Source organism: Ancylobacter polymorphus, assembly GCF_030813495.1.
Lineage (GTDB): Bacteria > Pseudomonadota > Alphaproteobacteria > Rhizobiales > Xanthobacteraceae > Ancylobacter > Ancylobacter polymorphus.
The window spans coordinates 227173-247004 of sequence record NZ_JAUSUI010000005.1 but is presented as its reverse complement, the minus strand read 5'-3'; the positions used below and the strand labels follow the sequence as shown (position 1 = coordinate 247004).

Genomic DNA, 19832 nt, shown 5'->3' with positions numbered 1-19832 from the left:
CGCGGGGCCCAAGCCGGTTGCCCTGCGCCGCCGGCTGTTGCAAACATCCTCGCCCATCTGCGAGGGATGCCTGCCCATGAAGCGCCGCGATTTTCTCCGCACTGCCGCACTCGCCGCTCCCGCTGCGGGCTTGGCCGCCCCCGCCTTGGCGCAGGGCGCGCCGCAGGTGCGCTGGCGGCTCACCTCCTCCGTGCCGAAGGTGCTGGACGCCATTTTCGGCGCCAATGAGCTGGTGTCGCGCTATGTGAGCGAGGTGACGGAGGGCCGCTTCGTCATCCAGAACTTCGCCGCCGGCGAGATCGTGCCGGGGCTGCAGGCGCTGGACGCGGTGCAGAACGGCACGGTGGAGGTGGCTCAGACGCCGCTCTATTACTACACCGGCAAGGACCCTTCCTTCGCCTGCTTCACCACCATGCCGTTCGGGCTGAACGCGCGCATGCAGAACGCCTGGTTCTACCATGGCGGCGGGCGCGAATTGCAGGACGAGTTCCTCGCCAAATACAACCTTGTCGGCTTTCTCGGCGGCAATACCGGCACCCAGATGGGCGGCTGGTTCCGCAAGGAGGTGAAGGACCTCGCCGACTTCCGCGGCCTGAAGTTCCGCATCGGCGGCATTGCCGGGCAGGTGGTGGCCAAGCTCGGCGTCGTGCCGCAGCAGATCGCCCCCGGCGACATCTATGCCGCGCTGGAAAAGGGCACGATCGACGCCTGCGAATGGGTCGGCCCCTATGACGACGAGAAGCTCGGCTTTGTCCGGGTGGCGCCCTATTACTACTATCCCGGCTGGTGGGATGGCGGGCCGACGATGAATGTCGTGGTCAACCGCGACAAGTGGAACGGGCTTCCCAAGGCCTATCAGGCCGCGTTCGAGGCGGCGGTGGCCTATGCCAATGCCGACATGCTGGCGAAATACGACGCCTTCAACCCGGCGGCGCTGCGCCGGCTGGTGGCGGCGGGCGCGCAGCTGCGCACCTTCCCGCAGAGCTTCCTCGACGCCTCGTGGAAGGCCTCCAACGAACTGATCGCCGAAATCAGCGCCAAGAATGCCGGGTTCAAGAAGATCATGGACGCGCAGATCGCCTTCCGCAACGAGGAGTATCTGTGGTGGCAGGTTGGCGAATACCCCTATGACGGCTACATGATCCGCGCCCGCACGCGGGGGTGACGTCAACGAAAACACCAGAGGAAACGCCGATGCCGCATTCGCCTTCCCGCCGGGGCCTCATCACGGGCGCCGGCCTCGCCACCGCCGCCGCCGCGTCCACGCTGGCGGCGCCCGCCCTCGCGCAGAACCTGCCGACGCTGCGCTGGCGGCTGACGTCGAGCTACCCGAAATCGCTCGACACCATCTATGGCGCCGCCACCCTGCTGTCGAAATATGTCGGCGAGGCCACGGATGGCCGTTTCACCATCGACGTGTTCGCCCCCGGCGAGATCGTGCCCGGCCTGCAGGCGTTCGATGCCGTGCAGAACCGCACGGTCGAGGTGTGCCAGACGGCGCTGTATTATTACATCGGCAAGGACCCGTCCTTCGCCCCCTTCACCACGCTGCCCTTCGGGCTCAATGCCCGCATGCAGACGGCGTGGCTCTACCATGGCGGCGGCAATGAGCTGCAGGCGGCGTTCCTGGCGAAATATGGCGTCGTGGGCTTTGCCGGCGGCAATACCGGCGCGCAGATGGGCGGCTGGTTCCGCAAGGAGATCAAGTCGGTCGCCGATCTCAAGGGGCTGAAGATGCGCATTCCCGGCATTGCCGGGCAGGTGCTGGCGCGCCTCGGCCTGGTGCCGCAGAACTTCGCCGGCGGCGACATCTACCCCGCGCTGGAAAAGGGCACGATCGACGCCGCCGAATTCGTCGGGCCGGTGGACGATGAGAAGCTCGGCTTCGTCCGGGTGGCGCCCTATTACTATTATCCCGGCTGGTGGGAAGGCGGGCCGACCATCCATTTCATCGCCAATGGCAAGGCGTGGGAGGAACTGCCCAAGGCTTACCAGGCCGCGTTCGAGGCGGCCTCCGCCTATGCCAATGCCGACATGCTGGCGAAGTACGACGCCCGCAACCCGGCTGCGCTGCGCCGGCTGGTGGCCGGCGGCGCGCAGCTGCGCCCGTTCCCGCAGGAGGTGATGGACGCGGCCTATAAGGAGAACATCGCGCTGATGGCGGAGATTTCCGCCAAGAACGCCGATTTCAAGAAGATCTACGACTCGATGCTCGCCTTCCGCAACGAGGAATATCTGTGGTGGCAGGTCGGCGAATATCCTTACGACGGCTACATGATCCGCGCCCGCCAGAAGGGCTGAGGCTCAGCCGCCGGCGCGGGGCCCCTCGCAGGCGGCCTCGCGCGGCGCCGGGCGGGCGGCGGTGAGGGCGCGGGCGCTCATATGGTGGTGCATGGTGTAGAGCCCCGCCGCCATGATGAGCGCCATGCCGCCGATGGAGACGAGATCGGGCATGTCGTGGAACACCACGGCGGAAAGGCCGACGGCGCAGACCACGGCGGCGTAGCGGAACGGTGCCACCACGGAGATGTCGGCGGTGCGCATCGCCGCGATGGTCAGCAGCTGGCCGATCACCAGCGAGATGCTGCCGCCGACGAGATAGGCCAGCGTCCGCGTATCGACCGCCTGCCAGGGCTCCACCGAACTGCCGGCGAAGCCGAAGCCCATGCCCACCACCGCCGTGGTGAAGGTGACGACCAGCGTCGGCACATGCGCGCCGATGCGGCCGGTGATGAAATCGCGGAACGCCATCAAGAGCGCGGCCGCCAGCGGCAGCAGCGCCATGGTGTCGAAGGCGGAGGTGCCGGGCTTGACGATCAGCGTCACGCCGAGAAAGCCGATGCCGACCGCCAGCCATTGCCGCCAGCCGATATGCGCGCTGAACAGCAGCACCGCCGCCGCCATGGTGGCGAGCGGGGTGACCTGCAGGATGGCGGTCGAATCGGCGATCGACATCACCGAGATCGAGGTGATGAACAGGATCGCCACCCCGGCCTCGGTGAAGGAGCGTAGCAGCACCCGCCGCTCCATCATGTGGCGCAGCGCCGGCAGCTGGCCCATCCAGCCCAGCACCGCCAGCAGCACCAGCGCGGCGAGAACGCCGCGCATGGCGAGGATCTGCGAGGTCGGGATATGCGCCAGCGCCAGCTTGGAGAAGGCGTCATTGGTGGAGAAGATCGACGATCCCGCGATCATCAGAAGGATGCCGCGCTTGGCGCTTTGGGCGTGCATGAGGAGTGTCCGGAGGCAGAAGCGCCCTTAAGCCATGCAAAGGCGGCGCAATCGCGGCTTTGGCGACGGCGCCGAACGAGAGCCGCGCCCCGGGGAGGGGGCGGCTCAAGGCGGGTTCAGCACTCCTCGCAGGCGACCTCGCCGGCGAGCTCGTCCGCCTCCACCAGACCGCCGGTGCGGCGTTCCAGCGCCTGCGAGGCGACGCACAGGCCGAGCGCGCCCACCGCCAGCCCGGCGCCGACCCAGGGCAGGTCCGCATAGCTGATGCCGAAGGTGATCGCCGCCCCGCCGATCCAGGCGCCGGCGGCATTGCCGAGATTGAACGCGCCCTGATTGAGCGTCGAGGCGAGGTTGGGCGCGCCTTCCGCGGCGTCGACCACCCGCATCTGGATCGGCGGCACCACGGCGAACACCAGAATGCCCCAGATGAAGATGGTGGCGACCGTGGCGGCGGCGAAGCCGCTGAGGAAGACGAAGGCCACCAGCACGGCGGCCAGCCCGATGAAGCTCGCCATCAGCGAGGGCATCAGCCGCCAGTCCGCCAGCTTGCCGCCGAGCAGATTGCCGATGGTGATGCCCACCCCGAACAGCAGCAGCACATAGGTGACGGCGTGCGGGGTGAAGCCGGTCACGTCGCGCAGCAGCGGGGCGATATAGGTGAACACCGAGAACAGGCTGGCCGAGGCCAGCACGCTCATCAGCATGGTGAGGATCACCTGCGGGCGCTTCAGCACCGCGAATTCGCGCAGGATGTTGCCCGAGGCATGGGGAATGTCGCGCGGCACCCACAGCGCGATGGCGCTGACCGCGAGAATGCCGATGAGCACCACCGCCCAGAAGGTGGAGCGCCAGCCAGCGGCTTGGCCGAGCGCGGTGCCGAGCGGCACGCCGAGCACATTGGCGAGCGTCAGCCCGGCGAACATCAGCGCGATGGCGCTGGCCCGCTGGTTCGGCGGCACCAGATTGGCCGCCACGACCGCGCCGATGCCGAAAAAGGCGCCGTGGCAGAAGGCGGTAACCACCCGCGCGCCCATGAGGAACCAGTAGTCCGGCGCGATGGCGCAGAGGAAATTGCCGAGCACGAACATGCTGGCAAGGCCGATCAGCGTGCCCTTGCGCGGCAGGGAATTGGTGATGATGGCGACGATGGGCGCCCCCACCACCACGCCGAGCGCATAGCCGGTGACCAGCAGGCCGGCGGCGGGGATGCTGACCGAGAGATCGGCGGCGACCTCCGGCAGGAGGCCCATAATGACGAATTCGGTCGTGCCAATGCCGAAGGAGGCCATGGCGAGGGCCAACAGCGGAAGCTGCATCGCGAAACGCTCTATGTCGAAAAAGGGTGTGTTCGCTGCTGTTTAGCAGCGCGATTCCGGCAATCCTATGCACGTTGTATTGCAATGCAGCAACAGGCGGGCGCGCGCGGCAGCCATGCGCAAGGCTGGAAAGGGCCGGGTTCAGCCGCCGGTAAGGCTCATATGCCGGCGCACGGCCGGGGCCTGGCCGGGCCGGTCGATCACGAAATCGTGGCCCTTGGGCTTGCGGAAGATGGCTTCGTCCAGCGCGGCGTGCAGCGTCTCGTCGCTCTCGGAGGCGCGCAAAGGCGCGCGCAGATCGGCGTCGTCGTCCTGGCCGAGGCACATATAGAGCGTGCCGGTGCAGGTGACGCGGACGCGGTTGCAGCCCTCGCAGAAATTATGCGTCAGCGGGGTGATGAAGCCGAGCCGCCCGCCGGTCTCCTTGATCGAGACATAGCGCGCCGGGCCGCCGGTGCGGAACGGAATGTCCTCCAGCGTCCAGCGCTCGGCGAGGCGCGCGCGCACGGTGGAGAGCGGCAGATACTGGTCGATCCGCTCGGCGCCGGTTTCGCCCAGCGGCATCACCTCGATCAGCGACAGGTCCATGCCGCGCCCATGCGCCCATTCGATGAGGCCGGGAATTTCGTCCTCATTCTCGCCGGCCAGCGCCACGGCGTTGAGCTTCACATGCAGCCCGGCCTGCTGCGCCGCATCGATGCCGGCGAGCACCTTGGAGAGGTCGCCCCAGCGGGTCAGCGCCCGAAAACGGTCGGGGTCGAGCGTGTCGAGCGAGACATTGATGCGCTTCACCCCGCACTCCGCGAGTTCGCGGGCGAAGCGGGCGAGCTGCGAGCCATTGGTGGTCAGCGTCAGTTCTTCCAGCGCGCCGGTTTCGAGATGGCGGCCGAGCGAGCGGAACAGGGTCATCACATCGCGGCGCACCAGCGGTTCGCCGCCGGTGAGGCGCAGCTTCTTCACGCCGCGGGCGACGAAGGCGGAGCACAGGCGGTCCAGCTCCTCCAGCGTCAGCAATTCCGGCTTCGGCAGGAAGGTCATGTGTTCGGCCATGCAGTACACGCAGCGGAAATCGCAGCGGTCGGTGACCGAGACGCGCAGATAGGTGACGGCGCGGCCGAAGGTGTCGACCAGCGGCGCACGCGGGGTCTCGCGCTGAAAACGGTCGATGACGGCTTCGCTGGTGCTCACGCAGTCGCTCCCGCGCCGAAGGCGCTGTTTACTTGCGTCCATTTCTAAAGGCCGGGGGCGGGCCTGCCAAGCCGCGCAACCCTATCGGTCGATAGCCTAACCCATTCGTGACGCGGGTTTTGCGCAAACGCCGCCACGCAGACGACGACCCGCTGCGGGGGGATTGGCGAAGCCGCGCGCTCTGTCTATGTGGGGAGGAACGCTAGAAGAGGAAGACGCCCGTGACCGACGCCGCCAACTGGCCGACCGAGATCAAGGTGCACAAGGACCGCCGCGTGCTCACCATCGCCTTCGAGGGCGGGGCGAGCTACGCGCTGCCGGCCGAGCTGCTGCGGGTGGAAAGCCCTTCCGCCGAGGTGCAGGGCCATTCGCCGGCCGACCGCCAGCTGGTGGCGGGCAAGCGCGAGGTGCGGATCGAGGAAGCGATCCCGGTGGGGAATTACGCCGTGCGGCTGATCTTCGACGACGGCCATTCCACCGGCATCTACACCTGGGACTGGCTGTATGAGCTCGGCCGCGACCAGGAGGCGCGCTTCAAGCGCTATCTGCAGGAACTGGCGGCGAAGAATCTTTCCCGCGATGCCCCCGGCGCGGTGCGCCGGCACTGACGAATCGCGCGGTGCGCCGGCACTGAAAGACCGCGCGGTGCGCGGGCACTGAAAGACAGCGCGGTGCGCGGGCGGCCTTCCGGCCGCCCGGCGAGAGGCGCGTCGCTCAGTTGAGCACGACCACCGTGGTGCCGACCCTCACGCGGTCATAGAGGTCGGTCACGTCGTCATTGGTCATGCGGAAGCAGCCGGACGACACCGCCTGGCCGATGGTCTCCGGCTCGTTGGAGCCGTGGATGCGGTAGAGCGACGAGCCGAGATAGAGGGCGCGGGCGCCGAGCGGGTTGTCGATGCCGCCGGGCATGTAGCGCGGCAGGTCGGGGCGGCGCTGCAGCATTTGCGGCGGCGGGGTCCAGCCCGGCCATTCGGCCTTGCGGGTAATGGTCTTGATGCCGCCCCAGCGGAAGCCGTCGCGGCCGACGCCGATGCCGTATTTCAGCGCCGTGCCATTGTCCTGCACCAGATAGAGCCGGCGCTCGGCGGTGTTCACCACGATGGTGCCGGGCTTGTAGGGGCCGTTATAGGCCACAGTCTGGCGGCGGATCGAGGAGGTGCCCTTCACCGGCCCGTTGCCGAAATTCGACGGGCGCGGGAAGAAGCTGAAAAAGGAAGGCGTGCTCGCGCTCTGCGCCATGGCGGGCGCGCTGCCCGCGATGAGCGCGGCGCCCAGCACCAGGGCGGCCATTGTCTTCAGTCGCATCGTAAGCCTCATCACATGCCCCGTTCGTCGGCCCGCCGCGGAGGGGGACCTCCGCCCGGCCGGCATTCGGGACGCCGGCGGCCGCCGGTACAGTATGCGGCGAAAATCCGGCGGACGCCTTGGCCTAAGGCGCATTCCGGCTGCATTTGCGCCGGCCTATGGCACGAAAGCCACAGCGGGCTATTTCGCCGAACTGCCGAAGATGAGCTCGCTCACCGGCCGGCCGAAGAAGCGGGCCCCGGCCAGGGTGAAATGCGAACTGTCATGCTGCAGCGGTTCGCCCTCCACCATCAGCGGGCAGTCGGTACCGCCGCAGGCGGCGTCGAACACCGAGATGTAGGTGACACCCGGCTTGCCGGCGAAATGCGCGCGCAATCTCTGGTCATGCTGCGGAGCGCTGGCGAGGAGGTCGCCCTCCGTCCGCGTCCCGGTGTCGCCGGCGAGAAGGCGCCGCACGAGGAGTTTCGGCACCGCGTCGCGGTAGAGCGGCACGGGGCCGACGACCACGACCCTGATCCCCGCGCGGACAAAACCCTCGATCTCCCGGTCGAGTTCCGGCGTCGGCATGCCGATCCCGCCCAGCACCAGGATGTCCGGCCTGTTGGCCAGCACCCAGTCGCGCGCAAAGGCGTTCATCGCCGCGCAATAGGGCATGCGCGTCTGGTCGGCGTCCACCACCGGCGGGCAGGCGGCGCCGGTGATCTGGCCGACCTCATAGCCGCGCGCCTCGCCCGCCGCGAGGATGGCGGTGATGAAATGGGCGATATGGCTGCTGCCCCAGACCATGACCGAGGGATGGCCGGTCGGCAGGCATTCCGGCTTCGCCTTGTAGTCCGCGAGGAAGAAGGGGGTGAAGCACACGCCCTGCCGGAACACCGGGTCGCCATTGTAGAAGGCATAGGCGGCGAGGCGCTGCGCCTCGGGCGAGAGCCGCTGCGGCAGGCCGCGCGTGGCGATGGCGATTTGGGCGAAGACGGCGAGCGCCAGCGTGCCGGCGAGCGTGGCGCCGACGAGGACCTTGGGCGTGAACAGCCGACGGTTGAGGCGCACCGGCTGTTCGACGCAGCGCCAGGACAGGAAGCCCAGCAGCAGCGACAGCGCCACGCCGCCGACGAGGAAGGGCAGCGGCGCCACCGGCCCCAGCCACTCCTTGCCCAGCGCGACGATGGGCCAGTGCACGAGATAGAGCGAATAGGAAATCTTGCCGACGAAGACCATCGGCCGGCTGCCGAGCAGGCGGGTGCCCAGCGTGGCGACGCCTTCCCCGCCCCAGATCACCAGCGCCGCGCCGACGCAGGGCGTGAGCGCGCGCAGGCCCGGGAAGGGCGAGGAGGATGTGAGCATCAGCATCGCGCCGAGGATCATGGCGCAGCCGCCCAGCACAGCGGCGGCGCATTCCGCCGGCTTCTGCGAGAAGCGCAGGCCCGGCAGCGCCAGCGCCGCGCCGATCAGCATCTCGAAGGCGCGGAAGGGCAGGAGGAAATAGGCGGCGGCGGGATCGCGCGTCAGCATGAACTGGCTGGCGGTGAGCGAGGCGACGAACAGCCCCAGCACGCCCATGGCGAGGCCGCGGCGGCCGAAGCGGTTCAGCAGCAGGACGAGGGCGGGAAACAGGAAATAGAACTGCTCCTCCACCGCCAGAGACCAATAATGCAGCAGCGGCATTTCCTGCGCCGCCGGGGCGAAATAGTCGGTGCGCTGGTAGAAGAAGATGTTGCCGACGGCGAACACCGACCACAGCACCGAGCGGCCGAAGATCAGCATCTGATACGGCAGCAGGATCAGCGCGGCGGCGAGGGCGGTGACCGCCGTGACCGCGAGGAAGGCCGGCGCGATGCGGCGGATGCGCCGCTCATAGAAGCCGAGCAGCGAGAAGCGGCCATCGGCCACGTCGGCATAGATCGACTTGCAGATCAGATAGCCGGAGATGACGAAGAACACGTCGACGCCGACGAAGCCGCCCGGCAGCCAGTTCGCTCCGAAATGATAGAGGACGACGCCGAGGACGGCGATGGCGCGCAGGCCGTCAATATGGGCGCGGTAGCGAAGGGAGTGGTGCACGAGACATCATCGACGGCTGGGGGAGGCGGAACGGCGGCGGGCGGGCTGTGCCACGCGTGGGAGTAACGGCCTAGCACCGACCTTGGCCGAAGTCCCGCCTGTGCGCGGTGCTGACCTTCGATCTTGGCTTGGATGTGGCGGCCGGGCCATGGGCGGTGTCAGGGCGCGGTATCAGGGCGCGGGCGCGCCCGCCGAGGCCTCGCCCGGCGGGGTGTTGTCCGCCGAGGTCTCGCCCGCTGATATCTCGCCGAAAATCAGCGCGCCGAGCCGGTCGCCATAATAGGCGACGCCCGCGCGGGTGAAATGCGAGAGGTCGAATTGCAGCGGCACGCCGTCGACCGTCATCGGGCAGTTCCCCTCCGGGCACATGCTGTTGAGGATCGACACGAAGGTGACGTTGGGATTGCCGGCGAAATGCTCACGCATCAGCCGGTCGGCGCGGTGTGTGCCCTCGGTGAGATCGTCATCGGCCAGCCGGCTTGGCTCGTTGCGGTACATGCGCTCGGCGAGAATTTCCGGCGCGGGTCGGCTGAACTGCGGCACCGGGCCGAGCAGGATGACGCGGATGCCGGCGGCGTGCAGCTGCGCGAGCTGGGCGTCGAGCTGGCGGAAATGGTCCTTGGAAACCAGCGTGTCGCCGCCGATCACCAGGATGTTCGGCTTGTGCGCCAGCAGCCAGTCGAAGGCGAAGCGGTTCAGCTTGTCGCACATCGGGCTCGACGGCACGTCGACCAGCGGCAGGCAGGCGGCGCCGGTCATCTGGCCGACGGCATAGCCATGCGCCTTGCCGATCGGTTCCAGCGAGCCGATGAACTGGGCGACATGGCTGCTGCCCCACAGAACCAGGCTCGGATGCGTCTGCGGCAGGCATTCCGGCGCCGGCGCCTCGCGCGGGCGGTTGCCATTGATGAAACAGGTGCCGTCGCGCACCACCTCGCGGAAGGGGTAGCGCGTATAGCTGAGCACGCGCTGGATCTCCGGCGCCAGCCGTCCGGGAAAGCCGCGCGTGTCGGACGCCGCCGTGCCGAAGGCGATGAGCAGCGCCCCGCCCACCGCCGTTCCGCCGAAAACCCACCGGCGGGAGAACCGCGCCCGGTTCTGCCGCACCGGCTGTTCCACGAAGCGCCAGGACAGCCAGCCGAGCAGGGTGGAGAGCGCGACCCCGCCAAGGAGGAAGGCCGGCGCCGGCAGGTTCGGCAGCAGCGGCCGGGCAAACACCACGATCGGCCAGTGCACGAGATAGAGCGAATAGGAGATGGCGCCGAAGAAGACGAGCGGCGCCACCCCCATGAGCCGCGCCGGCAGGCTCATGACCCGCTCGCCGCCCCAGATGGCGAGCGCCGCCCCGAGGCAGGGCACCAGTGCCAGCACGCCGGGGAAGGGCGCGTGTTCGGTGATGAGCAGCATGCCGGCGAGGATGAGGGCGAGCCCCGCCGCCATCGCCGTGCCGCCGGCTTTCGCGCTCTCGGGAAAGCGCACGCCCGGCAGGGCAAGGGCGGCGCCGATCAGCAGCTCGAAGGCGCGGAAGGGCAGCAGATAGAACGCCGCCGCCGGGTTGAACGGGCGGACGATCTCGCAGGCGATGAGCGAGACCGCGAGCAGGCCGAGCACCAGCTTCGCCCTCGCTTTCGGCGCGAAGCGGGCGATGAACAGCAGGAGGCCGGGGAACAGGAAATAGAACTGCTCCTCCACCCCCAGCGACCAGTAATGCAGCAGCGGCGTCTCTTCCGCCGAGGGACCGAAATAGTCGGTGCGCAGGTAGAAATAGACATTGCCGAAGGCCAGCACCGCCCAGATGAGCGAGCGGCCATAGGTCATCAGCGGATTGGGGAAGAAAATCAGAAAGGCGCACAGGCTGGTGGCCGCCGTCACCGCGAAGAAGGCGGGCGCGATGCGCCGCATCCGCCGCTCATAGAAGCCGAGTATCGAGAAGCTGCCGGCATCCACTTCGGCATAAAGCGACTTGGCGATGAGGAAGCCGGAAATGACGAAGAACACGTCGACGCCGATGAAGCCGCCCGGCAGCCAGTGCGCGCCGAAATGGAACAGCACCACGCCGAGCACGGCGATGGCCCGCAATCCGTCGATATGGGCGCGATAGCGCAGGGGGTGATGCACGGGAAGCTGATAACCTTGGAGCGGACGGAACGGTGGCGCCGGAGCGCCCCGTTTACGCCAAGCGGAGGCCGGCTGGCCATATGGATTGTGCGGGGCGGAGCCGGGATGACTGCCCGTCACCCACGCTGCTAAGGTGTCCTGGTGCTCACGATTCTCCTGAAGGGGCCGATTGAGGGGTGCGAAGCATAGCCATGCTGAAGCCGGGGCAGAGACCCAGACTGGTCCTCACTCACATTCCCAAATCGGCGGGCACGTCGCTGCGCCATTCGCTGATTGCCGCCACCCAGGCGGAGCACGTGATGGCCGGCTTCGACCGCTCCTTGTTCTGCGGTTTCAGGAACTTCGACGCGTTCGAGCCGCAGGTGCGGGCGATCGTGGCCCTCGCGCCCGAGGAACTGCCGGCGGCGCCGGATATCGTTTGCGGCCATTACGCGGCGAGCACGACCCGCGCCCGCTACCCCGAGGCGCCGCACATCACCGTTCTGCGCGAGGCGCGCGCGCGCCTGCTCTCCCATTGGACCTATTGGCGCTGCGCGGCCCCCGGCCACGCTCCCGGCTGGGGAGGATGGGAAAGCTATGTGGCCAAGGCCACGGGCAGCTTGGTGGATTTCCTGTCGGATACCACGATCGCCGGGCAGGTCGATAATGTCGGGCTGCGCATGCTGCTGTGGCCGCATCCGCTGATTCGGGACGAAGCGTTCATCGCCGAAAGCGACGACGCCGAACTGCTCGCCCTGGCGATCAAGGTGCTCGATGGCTTCGACTTCGTCGACTACATCGAAAATCCGCTGTTCGAATCGCGGCTGGCGCAGTGGATCGGCGGCGATTTCCGGCTTCAGCGGGTGAACGAGACCACGCCGGTTCCGGCCGAGCTGTGCGCGCCGCTTGAGCGCATGTTCACGCCCGAGGCGATGACGGCGCTGGCGCAGCGCGCGCGGCTCGATGATGCACTGTGGCGCTACGTCGTCGGCAAGCACCTGGCGCCGGCGGCCGTCGAGGCGTTGCGCGAGGCCGCCTTCGCCGCCGCTATCGCCCGCCATGCGCGGCTGATGCAGGGCCCCGCCCTCACAGAAGCGAAAGCTGCGCCGCCGGAGCCGGAGCCTGAGCCTGCGCCGGAGCCTGCGCCGGAGCCTGCGCCGGAGCCTCAGCCTGCGCCGGAGCTTCAGCCGGAGCCTGCGCCGACGCCCCCGCCGCGCCGGTCGCTGCTGGCGGGTCTTCCTTGGCCGTTCCGCGCGCGACGATGACAAGGAGGTCGTCGGCGAGCGGGCGCTGCAGCGCCTTCGCCTCGCTCCAGGGCGCGCGCAGCCAGATCTCCCGCTCCTCGGCGGTGGTGAGAATCACCGGCATCGCCTTGGGATGAATGGGGGCGACGACCCCGTTCGGCTCGCAGGTGAGGAAACCGAACAGCTCGTGCTGTCCTTCCACCGGCGCGGCCTTGGTGCCGCGCGTGCCGGTCCAGCGCGTCCACAGCCCGGCGAAGAAGGCGAGGGGGCGGCTCTCCTCCAGCGCGAACCACACCACATCCTTGCGGCCGGTGGCCGGGTTCGGCACCGGCGCATATTCGGAAAAGCTGGTGATGGGCACGAGGCAGCGATGCGCCGGCCCGCTCCACGCCCGCCAGTGCGGCGAGGCGAGGTTGCGGATATTGGTCACCGGCGGCCCGGCGACGGAGGGCGGCGAGGGCATGCCCCAGCGCGCCAGCGCCAGTTCGCGCGACCCATCGTCGCCCGTGCGGACGATGGGGGCGGGATAATCGGGGAAAATGCCGGTCTGCGGCGGCAGATTGCCGGCAAGATTGCGCAGCGTGCCGACGAGATCGGCAATGGCGTGAAGATTGGAGTGGTGGCTGTAGAGGTTGCACATGACGGCCCCGCTGGCCGGCTCCCGGCCTGCCGCGTCTCCCGACGGGGAGGCGGCGAGAGAAGGGAAGCGACGATGGTGGGCGATGCAGGGATTGAACCTGCGACCCCTCCCGTGTGAAGGGAGTGCTCTCCCGCTGAGCTAATCGCCCGTCGGCCCCGTGAACGTCGTCGGGGCCAGCGCCATCGCGGCGGGGTTTAGTGTGTCCACGCCCCGGGTGTCAAGCGCCGCGCGCAGCTACCCACGGGAGAGTAGCTGCTCCACCGTCTCCACCAGCCGGTCGTAATGGTCGATGAACACGTCGCCGCCCAGTTCCTCGGCTGGAATCTCGGTATAGCCGAAGGGCACGACGATGGAGGGAATGCGGGCGTTCTTGGCGGTGAGCACGTCGGTCATGCTGTCGCCGACCATGATGGCGCGGGTCGGCAGGCCGCCGGCACGCTCGATCGTGCCGAGCAGGTGGCCGGCATCGGGCTTGTAGACGGGAAAGGTGTCGGACCCCGCGATGACGGCGAAGCGGTCGGAGAGTTCCAGCCGGTCGAGCAGCAGGCGGGAGAGATATTCCAGCTTGTTGGTGCACACCGCCAGCACATGGCCGCGGGCGGCGAGTTCGTCCAGCGCCGCGACCAGCCCGGGAAAGGGCGTCGACGAATCGGCGATATGGGCGGCGTAATGGTCGAGGAAGCGCGCATAGAGCGCGTCGAATTCTGGCGGGGTGACGGTGAGGCCGGCGGCGGTGAGGCCGCGATTGACCAGCGCCTTGGCGCCGGCGCCGATCATCTTGCGGGTGTCCTCGCGCGGCAGGCGGGCGGCGCCGGCCTCGTCGAGCACGATGTCGAGCGTGTCGAGAAGGTCGGGGGCGGTGTCGACGAGCGTGCCGTCGAGGTCGAAGGCGATCACGGCAGGGGGCGTGGAGGGCATGGCGATTTCCGTGGAGGGTGACGGGAAAAGGGCGGCGACCCGCCGCCGCGAGACGGGCGTGCCGCTCTAGGCCTACAATCCTGCCGCTTTTGCTGTCCAGCCTTCCGCGTCCATCGGGCGCACGCGGGCGAGGCCGCGACGGCGAGGGACAGGGCAGACGCAGGATGATCCGGCTATGAGGATGAGGATGCAGAACGGGCACAGGGCAATCGCGGCGGCCGTCTTCGGGCTGGCCGTGCTGGCGGCCGGCGGCGCGCTGGCGCAGGAGGGAAAGCCGGAGGGCGGGGCCGACCCCGCCGGCGCCCCCACCGAGGGTGTCGGCTATGTCTTCGCGTCTCCCCCGGCGGCGCAGGCCAACCGGCTCTATTCCGTGAATGTGCGCACCGGCGAGGTGAATGCCTGCCAGTTCGAGCGCCCCGAGGGGAGCCTCGTCGGCGTCACCCGCTGCTTCCACCGCGATGCCAGCGCCCAGGGCACGACACCGGGGCGCTATGACATCATGTCCACGCGCTATTCCGGCGAGACCGGCATCTTCCGGGTCAATGCGATGACGGGGCAGATGAGCGTCTGCTATGTCCGCGACATGCCCAAGGAGGGCGGCGGTGTCGAGCCGGCCGTGGTGTGTACGCCGCCTTCCAGCCAATGATCGCCGGGGAGGCGCGGCCGGCGGGCTTGTCGGCGCGCGCCAACGGCGCTACGCACGAGCTGAGGATCGAGAAGTCCTAAAAAGAGGGGCCACGGGACGATCATGTCCGATGCAGAGACGCTGAAGAGACAGGCCGCCGCGCAGGCGCTGGAATATGTGCGCTCGGGCATGAAGCTCGGCCTCGGCACCGGCTCGACCGCTCGGCATCTGGTCGATCTGCTCGCGCTGCGGGTGAAGGAGGGGCTGGAAGTGGTCGGCGTGCCGACCTCCGAGGCCACCCGTGCCCAGGCGGAGGAACTCGGCGTTCCCCTCGGCACGCTGGACGAGCACCCGGTGCTCGATCTGTGCATCGACGGCGCCGACGAGATCGGCCCGGACCTGACGCTGATCAAGGGCGGCGGCGGCGCGCTGCTGCGCGAGAAGATCGTCGCTTCGGCCGCCAAGCAGATGATCGTCATCGCCGACGCCTCGAAGAAGGTGGAGGTGCTCGGCACCTTCCCGCTGCCGATCGAAGTGGTGGATTTCGGCGTCGCCGCCATCCGCCGCGGCATCGACCGCGCCGCCCGCGCGGCGGGCTGTCATGGCCTGCTGACGCTGCGTCGCCGCGCCGACGGCCATGTTTTCGTCACCGATCAGGGACACCTCATCCTCGATGCCGCCTATGGCAGCATCGCCAACCCCACCGCGCTTGCCGCCGAGCTCGCCAATGTGCCGGGCGTGGTCGAGCACGGCCTCTTCATCAATCTGGCGAACCGCGTCATTCTCGCGGGCGCCGGCGGCGTGACGGTCATCGACCGCGCGTGAGCAGTTCGTCAGGAGACTTTCATGCAGCTTGATATTGCCGCACCGCGTGTCGCCCGGCGTGCCCCGCCGCTGGCCGCCGCCGCGATGGGCTTCGCCCTGTTCGTCGCCGGTGCTCCGGCGCTGGCGCAGGACACCGCCCCGTTCCAGCTCGCCCAGGCGGCGACCGCGCCGGCCGCCAAGCCGCCGCAGCCCAGCGCCGAGCAGATGAAGCTCGCCAATGAGCTTCTGGTGGCCAATGGCGAGGCCAGCAGCTTCGATGCCGTGATCCCCAATGTGGTGGAGCAGACGGCGGCCGGCTTCGTGCAGTCCAATCCGGACCTGATTCGCGACCTGCGCGAGGTCGCCAAGCAGCTCTCGGCGCAGTATGAGAGCCGGCGGACCGAGATCGTGCAGATCCTCGCCACCATCTACGCCACCGAGTTCACCACCCAGGAGCTGCGCGAGCTGCTTGCCTTCTACCGCTCGGAGGCCGGCAAGAAGCTGGTGACCAAGCGCGAGGAGCTGCTCAAGGTCGGCTTCAGCAGCATCCAGGCCTGGAGCGCCCAGTTCGCCCGCGAGATGGAAGTCCGCGTGCGCGAGGAGATGAAGAAGCGCGGCTTCACCATCTGACGCCCGTGACGGAGCGGCGACCCCGTTCCGTCGCAGTGATCCCGCTCCGTCGCAGCGACCGCTCTTTGAACGGCTTTGGCGTCCCGGCGTTCACCCTCCGGGGGCGGGGACCGACAAGGAGCGTTCGTCATGAACTGGAGCGACATGTTCTTCCAGAACTGGCAGGGCATCGGGCGGACCCTCGTCGTCGGTCTGCTCGCCTATGCGGTTCTCGTGCTCTTCCTGCGCATCGCCGGCAAACGCACGCTCGCCAAGCTCAACGCCTTCGACTTCGTGGTGACGATCGCCATCGGATCCACGCTGTCGGCCATCCTGCTCCAGGAGTCGGTTGCGCTCGCCGAGGGCGCGGCAGCGCTGGGCCTTTTGATCCTGCTTCAGTATGTCGTCACCTTCACCTCGGTGCGCTCCCGGCGCTTCGCCCGGCTCATGCGTTCCGAGCCGACCTTGCTTGCCCGGGATGGCGCTTTCTGCGAGGCGGCGATGAAATACCAGCGCGTAACGCCCGACGAGGCGCTGGGTGCGATCCGCGATGCCGGAGGGCGCGATGTCGCCGCCGTCGACTATGTCATTCTCGAAAGCGACGGCACGTTGAGCGTCGGACTGAAGGGTTGACGGCCTGCGCGAATGGCGCAGGCCGGATACCTCAATCCTCGTCGCCGCCGACCGGCGCCTTGCGGCCGGTGATGACGTAGAACAGCAGCGGCCCGAACAAAGCGAGCGCTGAGAGGGCGTAGAGCGTCAGCGCCACCGGGCTCTGGAACAGCACCACGGGGTCGCCGACGCTGATGGCGAGCGCCCGGCGCAGCTGCTGCTCCGCCAGCGGGCCGAGAATGAGCCCGACCACGACCGGAGCGATGGGGTAGTCGTAGCGCCGCAGCACATAGCCCAGCAGGCCGAAGACCAGCAGCATGCCGAGTTCGACCAGCGAGGGGTTCGCCCCCAGCGTGCCGAGCGTGGCGAACACCAGAATGCCGCCATAGAGCCACGGGCGCGGAATGGCGAGCAGGCGCACCCACAGGCCGACCAGCGGCAGGTTCAGCACCAAGAGCATGCCATTGGCGATGAACAGGCTGGCGATGAGGCCCCAGACCAGGTCCGGGTTGGTGGCGAACAGCAGAGGGCCGGGGTTCATGCCATATTGCTGGAAGCCGGCGAGCATGATCGCCGCCGTCGCCGAGGTCGGCAGGCCGAGGGTGAGGAGGGGCACCAGCACGCCGGCCGCCGCCGCGTTATTGGCCGCCTCCGGCCCGGCGACGCCCTCGATGGCGCCGTTGCCGAACTCGTCCGGCTTGCGGCACAGCCGCTTTTCCAGCGCATAGGACAGGAAGGTGGGGATTTCCGCCCCGCCCGCCGGCATGGCGCCGATGGGAAAGCCCAGAAACGTGCCGCGCAGCCACGGCTTCCAGGAGCGCTTCCAGTCTTCCTTGTTCATGAACACCGAGCCCTTCACCGGCTCGATGATCTCGTCCGCCCGCGCCCCAGCCGCCACCACGGAGAGCGTCTCGCCGATGGCGAACAGGGCGACGGCGAGCGTCGTCACCTCGACGCCGTCGAGCAGGTCCGGCACGCCGAAGGACAGGCGCGCCTGCCCGCTCTGCAGGTCGATACCGATGAGGCCGAGGGCGAGGCCGATGAACAGGCTGGTGAGGCCGCGCGTGACCGAGGAGCCGAACGCCGCCGACACGGTGGTGAAGGCCAGCACCATCAGCGCGAAATAATCTTCCGGGCCGAAGGAGATGGCGAGGTCGACCACGGTCGGTGCCACCAGCGCCAGCCCGATAGTGGCGATGGTGCCGGCGACGAAGGAGCCGATGGCGGCGGTGGCGAGCGCCGGCCCGCCGCGCCCGGCGCGAGCCATCTTGTTGCCTTCCAGCGCGGTGACGATGGAGGAGCTTTCCCCCGGCGTGTTCAGCAGGATGGAGGCGGTGGAGCCGCCATACATGCCGCCATAATAGATGCCGGCGAACATGATGAGCGAGCCGGCCGGGTCGAGCTTGAAGGTGATCGGCAGCAGCAGCGCGACGGTGAGCGCCGGGCCGATGCCCGGCAGCACGCCGACCGCGGTGCCGAGCATGACGCCGACAAAGGCGAACAGCAGGTTCATCGGCTGCAGGGCGACCATCAGGCCCTGGCTGAGAGCGGCGAATGTATCCATGGCGGCGCCCTCAGATCAGCCGTTCGAGCGGGCCGGCCGGCAGGGCCAGTTGCAGCCCCTTGGCGAACACCACATAGATGAGGAAGCACATCGCCGCGCCGGCGAGGAAATGGCCCCAGAGCGGACCCTTGCCGAAGCCCTTGGCGGTGGCGGCGAACAGCCAGCCGGTGGCGAGGGCGAAGCCGGCGCCGAAGGCCAGCAGCACGATCTGGCCGATCAGCCCGGCCAGAACCCAGGCCATGGGGACGATCTCGTCGCGCGGGCGGTCCTGCGCGCCCTCGCGCACCGCTTCGACCGCATTGGCGAGCGCCAGCAAAGCGAGGCCGGCGGCGATGAGGGCGGGGAACACTTCCGGCCCGACGGCTGAATAGGAGTTGATCCCGGAGAGCCGCCACGCATCCCAGCCGATCACGAGGGACAGCACGGCGAGGGCGAAGGCGATGACGAAACGGGCCTTGTCGGGGCCGTGGGTGGAGACGGGGCGGGGATCGCTCATCGGCGAGGCTCCGGGGTGGGGCGGAAAGCAAAGGCTCCCCCGCGGCATGCCGCGAGGGAGCGGGGACGGGTGCGGACGGCGCGCGCCTTACTGGGCGAGGCCGATGTCCTTCAGGATGGTCTGGGTGGCGGCGATGTCCTTGGCGAGCTGGGCGTCGAAGGCTTCACCCGAGAGATAGGTGTTGGCCCAGCCCTTCTGCGCCAGCATGTCGGTCCAGGCCTTGGACTTCACCATCTTGTCGATGGTGGCGCTCAGCGCCTGCTTCTGTTCCGCCGTGATGCCCGGGGCGGCGGCGATCATGCGCCAGTTCTGGATTTCCACGTCGACGCCCGATTCCTTGAAGGTCGGCACATCGGGGGCTTCCGGCAGGCGGGCGGCGCTGGAGACGCCGAGGATGCGCAGCTTGCCGGCCTTGGCCTGCGCGTCATATTCCGACAGGCTGGAAATGCCGACCGTGACCTTGCCGCCGAGGATGGAGGCGAGCGATTCGCCGCCGCCGGAGAAGGCGATGTAGTTCACCTTGCGCGGATCGACGCCGATCGCCTTGGTGAACAGCCCGGCGGTGATGTGGTCGGTGCCGCCGGCCGAGCCGCCGGCCCAGGACACTTTCTGCGGGTCCGCCTTCAGCGCCGCGACCAGATCGGCCAGCGACTTCAGCGGCGAATTCGCCGGCACCGCGATCGCCTCATACTCGCCGGTGAGGCGGGCGATCGGGGTGACCATGGACAGGTTCACCGGCGACTTGTTGGTGATGATGGCGCCGACCATGACATAGCCGCCGACGATCATCACATTCGGATCGCCCTTGCTGCCATTGACGAATTGGGCGAGGCCGATGGTGCCGCCGGCGCCGGGCACGTTCAGCACCTGGACGTTCTGAACCAGCTTGTCGGTCTGCAGCACATGCTGAATGGACCGCGCCGTCTGGTCCCAGCCGCCGCCGGGCGCGGCGGGGGCGATGATCTTCAGCTCGTTGATCTCGGCATAGGCCGCACCGAGGGGCGCGGCAGCGACGGCGGCGGCGAGCAGCGCCCCGCGAAACAGATGCTTCATGGTTTCCTCCGAGGACTGGGCGACGGCGCATTGGACGCTGGCCGCCGCTTTGGACGCACTGACGGA

Annotated in this window: 18 protein-coding genes and 1 tRNA gene; 7 read left to right on the top strand and 12 right to left on the bottom strand. The window is 68.5% G+C overall.

Annotation, left to right across the window (positions count from 1 at the left end; translation table 11 throughout):
• The first annotated feature begins 76 nt into the window (after window positions 1-76).
• Together J2S75_RS13025 and J2S75_RS13020 are read left to right on the top strand one after the other, a co-directional pair.
• On the top strand, window positions 77-1165 hold the full coding sequence (locus J2S75_RS13025) for a TRAP transporter substrate-binding protein (RefSeq protein WP_307020292.1): 1089 nt from the start codon (window positions 77-79) through the stop codon (window positions 1163-1165).
• A gap of 29 nt (window positions 1166-1194) precedes the next feature.
• Window positions 1195-2301, top strand: a complete 1107-nt coding sequence (locus tag J2S75_RS13020) for a TRAP transporter substrate-binding protein (protein ID WP_307020291.1) — start codon at window positions 1195-1197, stop codon at window positions 2299-2301.
• Window positions 2302-2304: 3 nt separating this feature from the next.
• Here the strand turns inward: J2S75_RS13020 and J2S75_RS13015 are convergent, their stop codons facing one another.
• The 3 genes from J2S75_RS13015 to moaA all read right to left on the bottom strand — a co-directional run bounded on the left by J2S75_RS13015 (window position 2305) and on the right by moaA (window position 5735).
• Entirely contained in the window at window positions 2305-3231 is a 927-nt protein-coding gene (locus tag J2S75_RS13015) for a DMT family transporter (RefSeq protein WP_307020290.1), read from the bottom strand.
• A gap of 116 nt (window positions 3232-3347) precedes the next feature.
• Complete coding sequence (locus J2S75_RS13010) at window positions 3348-4547, bottom strand: MFS transporter (protein ID WP_307020289.1); 1200 nt, start codon at window positions 4545-4547, stop codon at window positions 3348-3350.
• Window positions 4548-4688: 141 nt separating this feature from the next.
• Entirely contained in the window at window positions 4689-5735 is a 1047-nt protein-coding gene (gene moaA / locus J2S75_RS13005) for a GTP 3',8-cyclase MoaA (protein WP_307020288.1), read from the bottom strand.
• Window positions 5736-5956: 221 nt separating this feature from the next.
• Here moaA and J2S75_RS13000 point away from each other — a divergent pair, with 221 nt between their 5' ends.
• Entirely contained in the window at window positions 5957-6343 is a 387-nt protein-coding gene (locus J2S75_RS13000) for a gamma-butyrobetaine hydroxylase family protein (protein ID WP_307020287.1), read from the top strand.
• A gap of 106 nt (window positions 6344-6449) precedes the next feature.
• Here J2S75_RS13000 and J2S75_RS12995 read toward each other — a convergent pair whose 3' ends face one another.
• From J2S75_RS12995 to J2S75_RS12970, 6 genes are all read right to left on the bottom strand, one after another.
• Window positions 6450-7055, bottom strand: coding sequence for a L,D-transpeptidase (locus J2S75_RS12995; protein WP_307020286.1), 606 nt, complete (start codon window positions 7053-7055; stop codon window positions 6450-6452).
• Window positions 7056-7223: 168 nt separating this feature from the next.
• Complete coding sequence (locus J2S75_RS12990) at window positions 7224-9104, bottom strand: acyltransferase family protein (protein WP_307020285.1); 1881 nt, start codon at window positions 9102-9104, stop codon at window positions 7224-7226.
• Between the two features lie 171 nt (window positions 9105-9275).
• Complete coding sequence (locus J2S75_RS12985; RefSeq protein WP_307020284.1) at window positions 9276-11222, bottom strand: acyltransferase family protein; 1947 nt, start codon at window positions 11220-11222, stop codon at window positions 9276-9278.
• 1065 nt (window positions 11223-12287) lie between these two features.
• Window positions 12288-13085 carry an SOS response-associated peptidase gene (locus J2S75_RS12980; protein WP_307020283.1) on the bottom strand — a complete coding sequence of 266 codons (798 nt, stop codon included), beginning with the start codon at window positions 13083-13085 and terminating at the stop codon, window positions 12288-12290.
• A gap of 73 nt (window positions 13086-13158) precedes the next feature.
• Window positions 13159-13233 (bottom strand) — tRNA-Val (locus J2S75_RS12975).
• 86 nt (window positions 13234-13319) lie between these two features.
• On the bottom strand, window positions 13320-14003 hold the full coding sequence (locus J2S75_RS12970; RefSeq protein WP_307020282.1) for an HAD-IA family hydrolase: 684 nt from the start codon (window positions 14001-14003) through the stop codon (window positions 13320-13322).
• Between the two features lie 187 nt (window positions 14004-14190).
• On the opposite strand from J2S75_RS12970, the gene J2S75_RS12965 reads away from it, so the two are divergent.
• The 4 genes from J2S75_RS12965 (at window position 14191) to J2S75_RS12950 (ending at window position 16674) form a co-directional block, all read left to right on the top strand.
• On the top strand, window positions 14191-14649 hold the full coding sequence (locus J2S75_RS12965) for a hypothetical protein (protein WP_307020281.1): 459 nt from the start codon (window positions 14191-14193) through the stop codon (window positions 14647-14649).
• Between the two features lie 102 nt (window positions 14650-14751).
• The gene (gene rpiA, locus J2S75_RS12960) at window positions 14752-15453 is read left to right on the top strand and encodes a ribose-5-phosphate isomerase RpiA (protein WP_307020280.1); all 702 of its coding nucleotides are present in this window, start codon (window positions 14752-14754) and stop codon (window positions 15451-15453) included.
• Between the two features lie 21 nt (window positions 15454-15474).
• On the top strand, window positions 15475-16062 hold the full coding sequence (locus J2S75_RS12955; RefSeq protein WP_307020279.1) for a DUF2059 domain-containing protein: 588 nt from the start codon (window positions 15475-15477) through the stop codon (window positions 16060-16062).
• A 129-nt stretch (window positions 16063-16191) separates the two neighbouring features.
• A complete protein-coding gene (locus J2S75_RS12950) occupies window positions 16192-16674 on the top strand; it encodes a DUF421 domain-containing protein (RefSeq protein ID WP_307020278.1) in 483 nt (160 codons plus the stop codon).
• 31 nt (window positions 16675-16705) lie between these two features.
• Here J2S75_RS12950 and J2S75_RS12945 read toward each other — a convergent pair whose 3' ends face one another.
• The 3 genes from J2S75_RS12945 to J2S75_RS12935 all read right to left on the bottom strand — a co-directional run bounded on the left by J2S75_RS12945 (window position 16706) and on the right by J2S75_RS12935 (window position 19766).
• Entirely contained in the window at window positions 16706-18217 is a 1512-nt protein-coding gene (locus J2S75_RS12945) for a tripartite tricarboxylate transporter permease (protein WP_307020277.1), read from the bottom strand.
• A 10-nt stretch (window positions 18218-18227) separates the two neighbouring features.
• Entirely contained in the window at window positions 18228-18713 is a 486-nt protein-coding gene (locus tag J2S75_RS12940) for a tripartite tricarboxylate transporter TctB family protein (RefSeq protein WP_307020275.1), read from the bottom strand.
• Between the two features lie 87 nt (window positions 18714-18800).
• Window positions 18801-19766, bottom strand: a complete 966-nt coding sequence (locus J2S75_RS12935; RefSeq protein WP_307020274.1) for a Bug family tripartite tricarboxylate transporter substrate binding protein — start codon at window positions 19764-19766, stop codon at window positions 18801-18803.
• Between the last annotated feature and the right edge of the window lie 66 nt (window positions 19767-19832).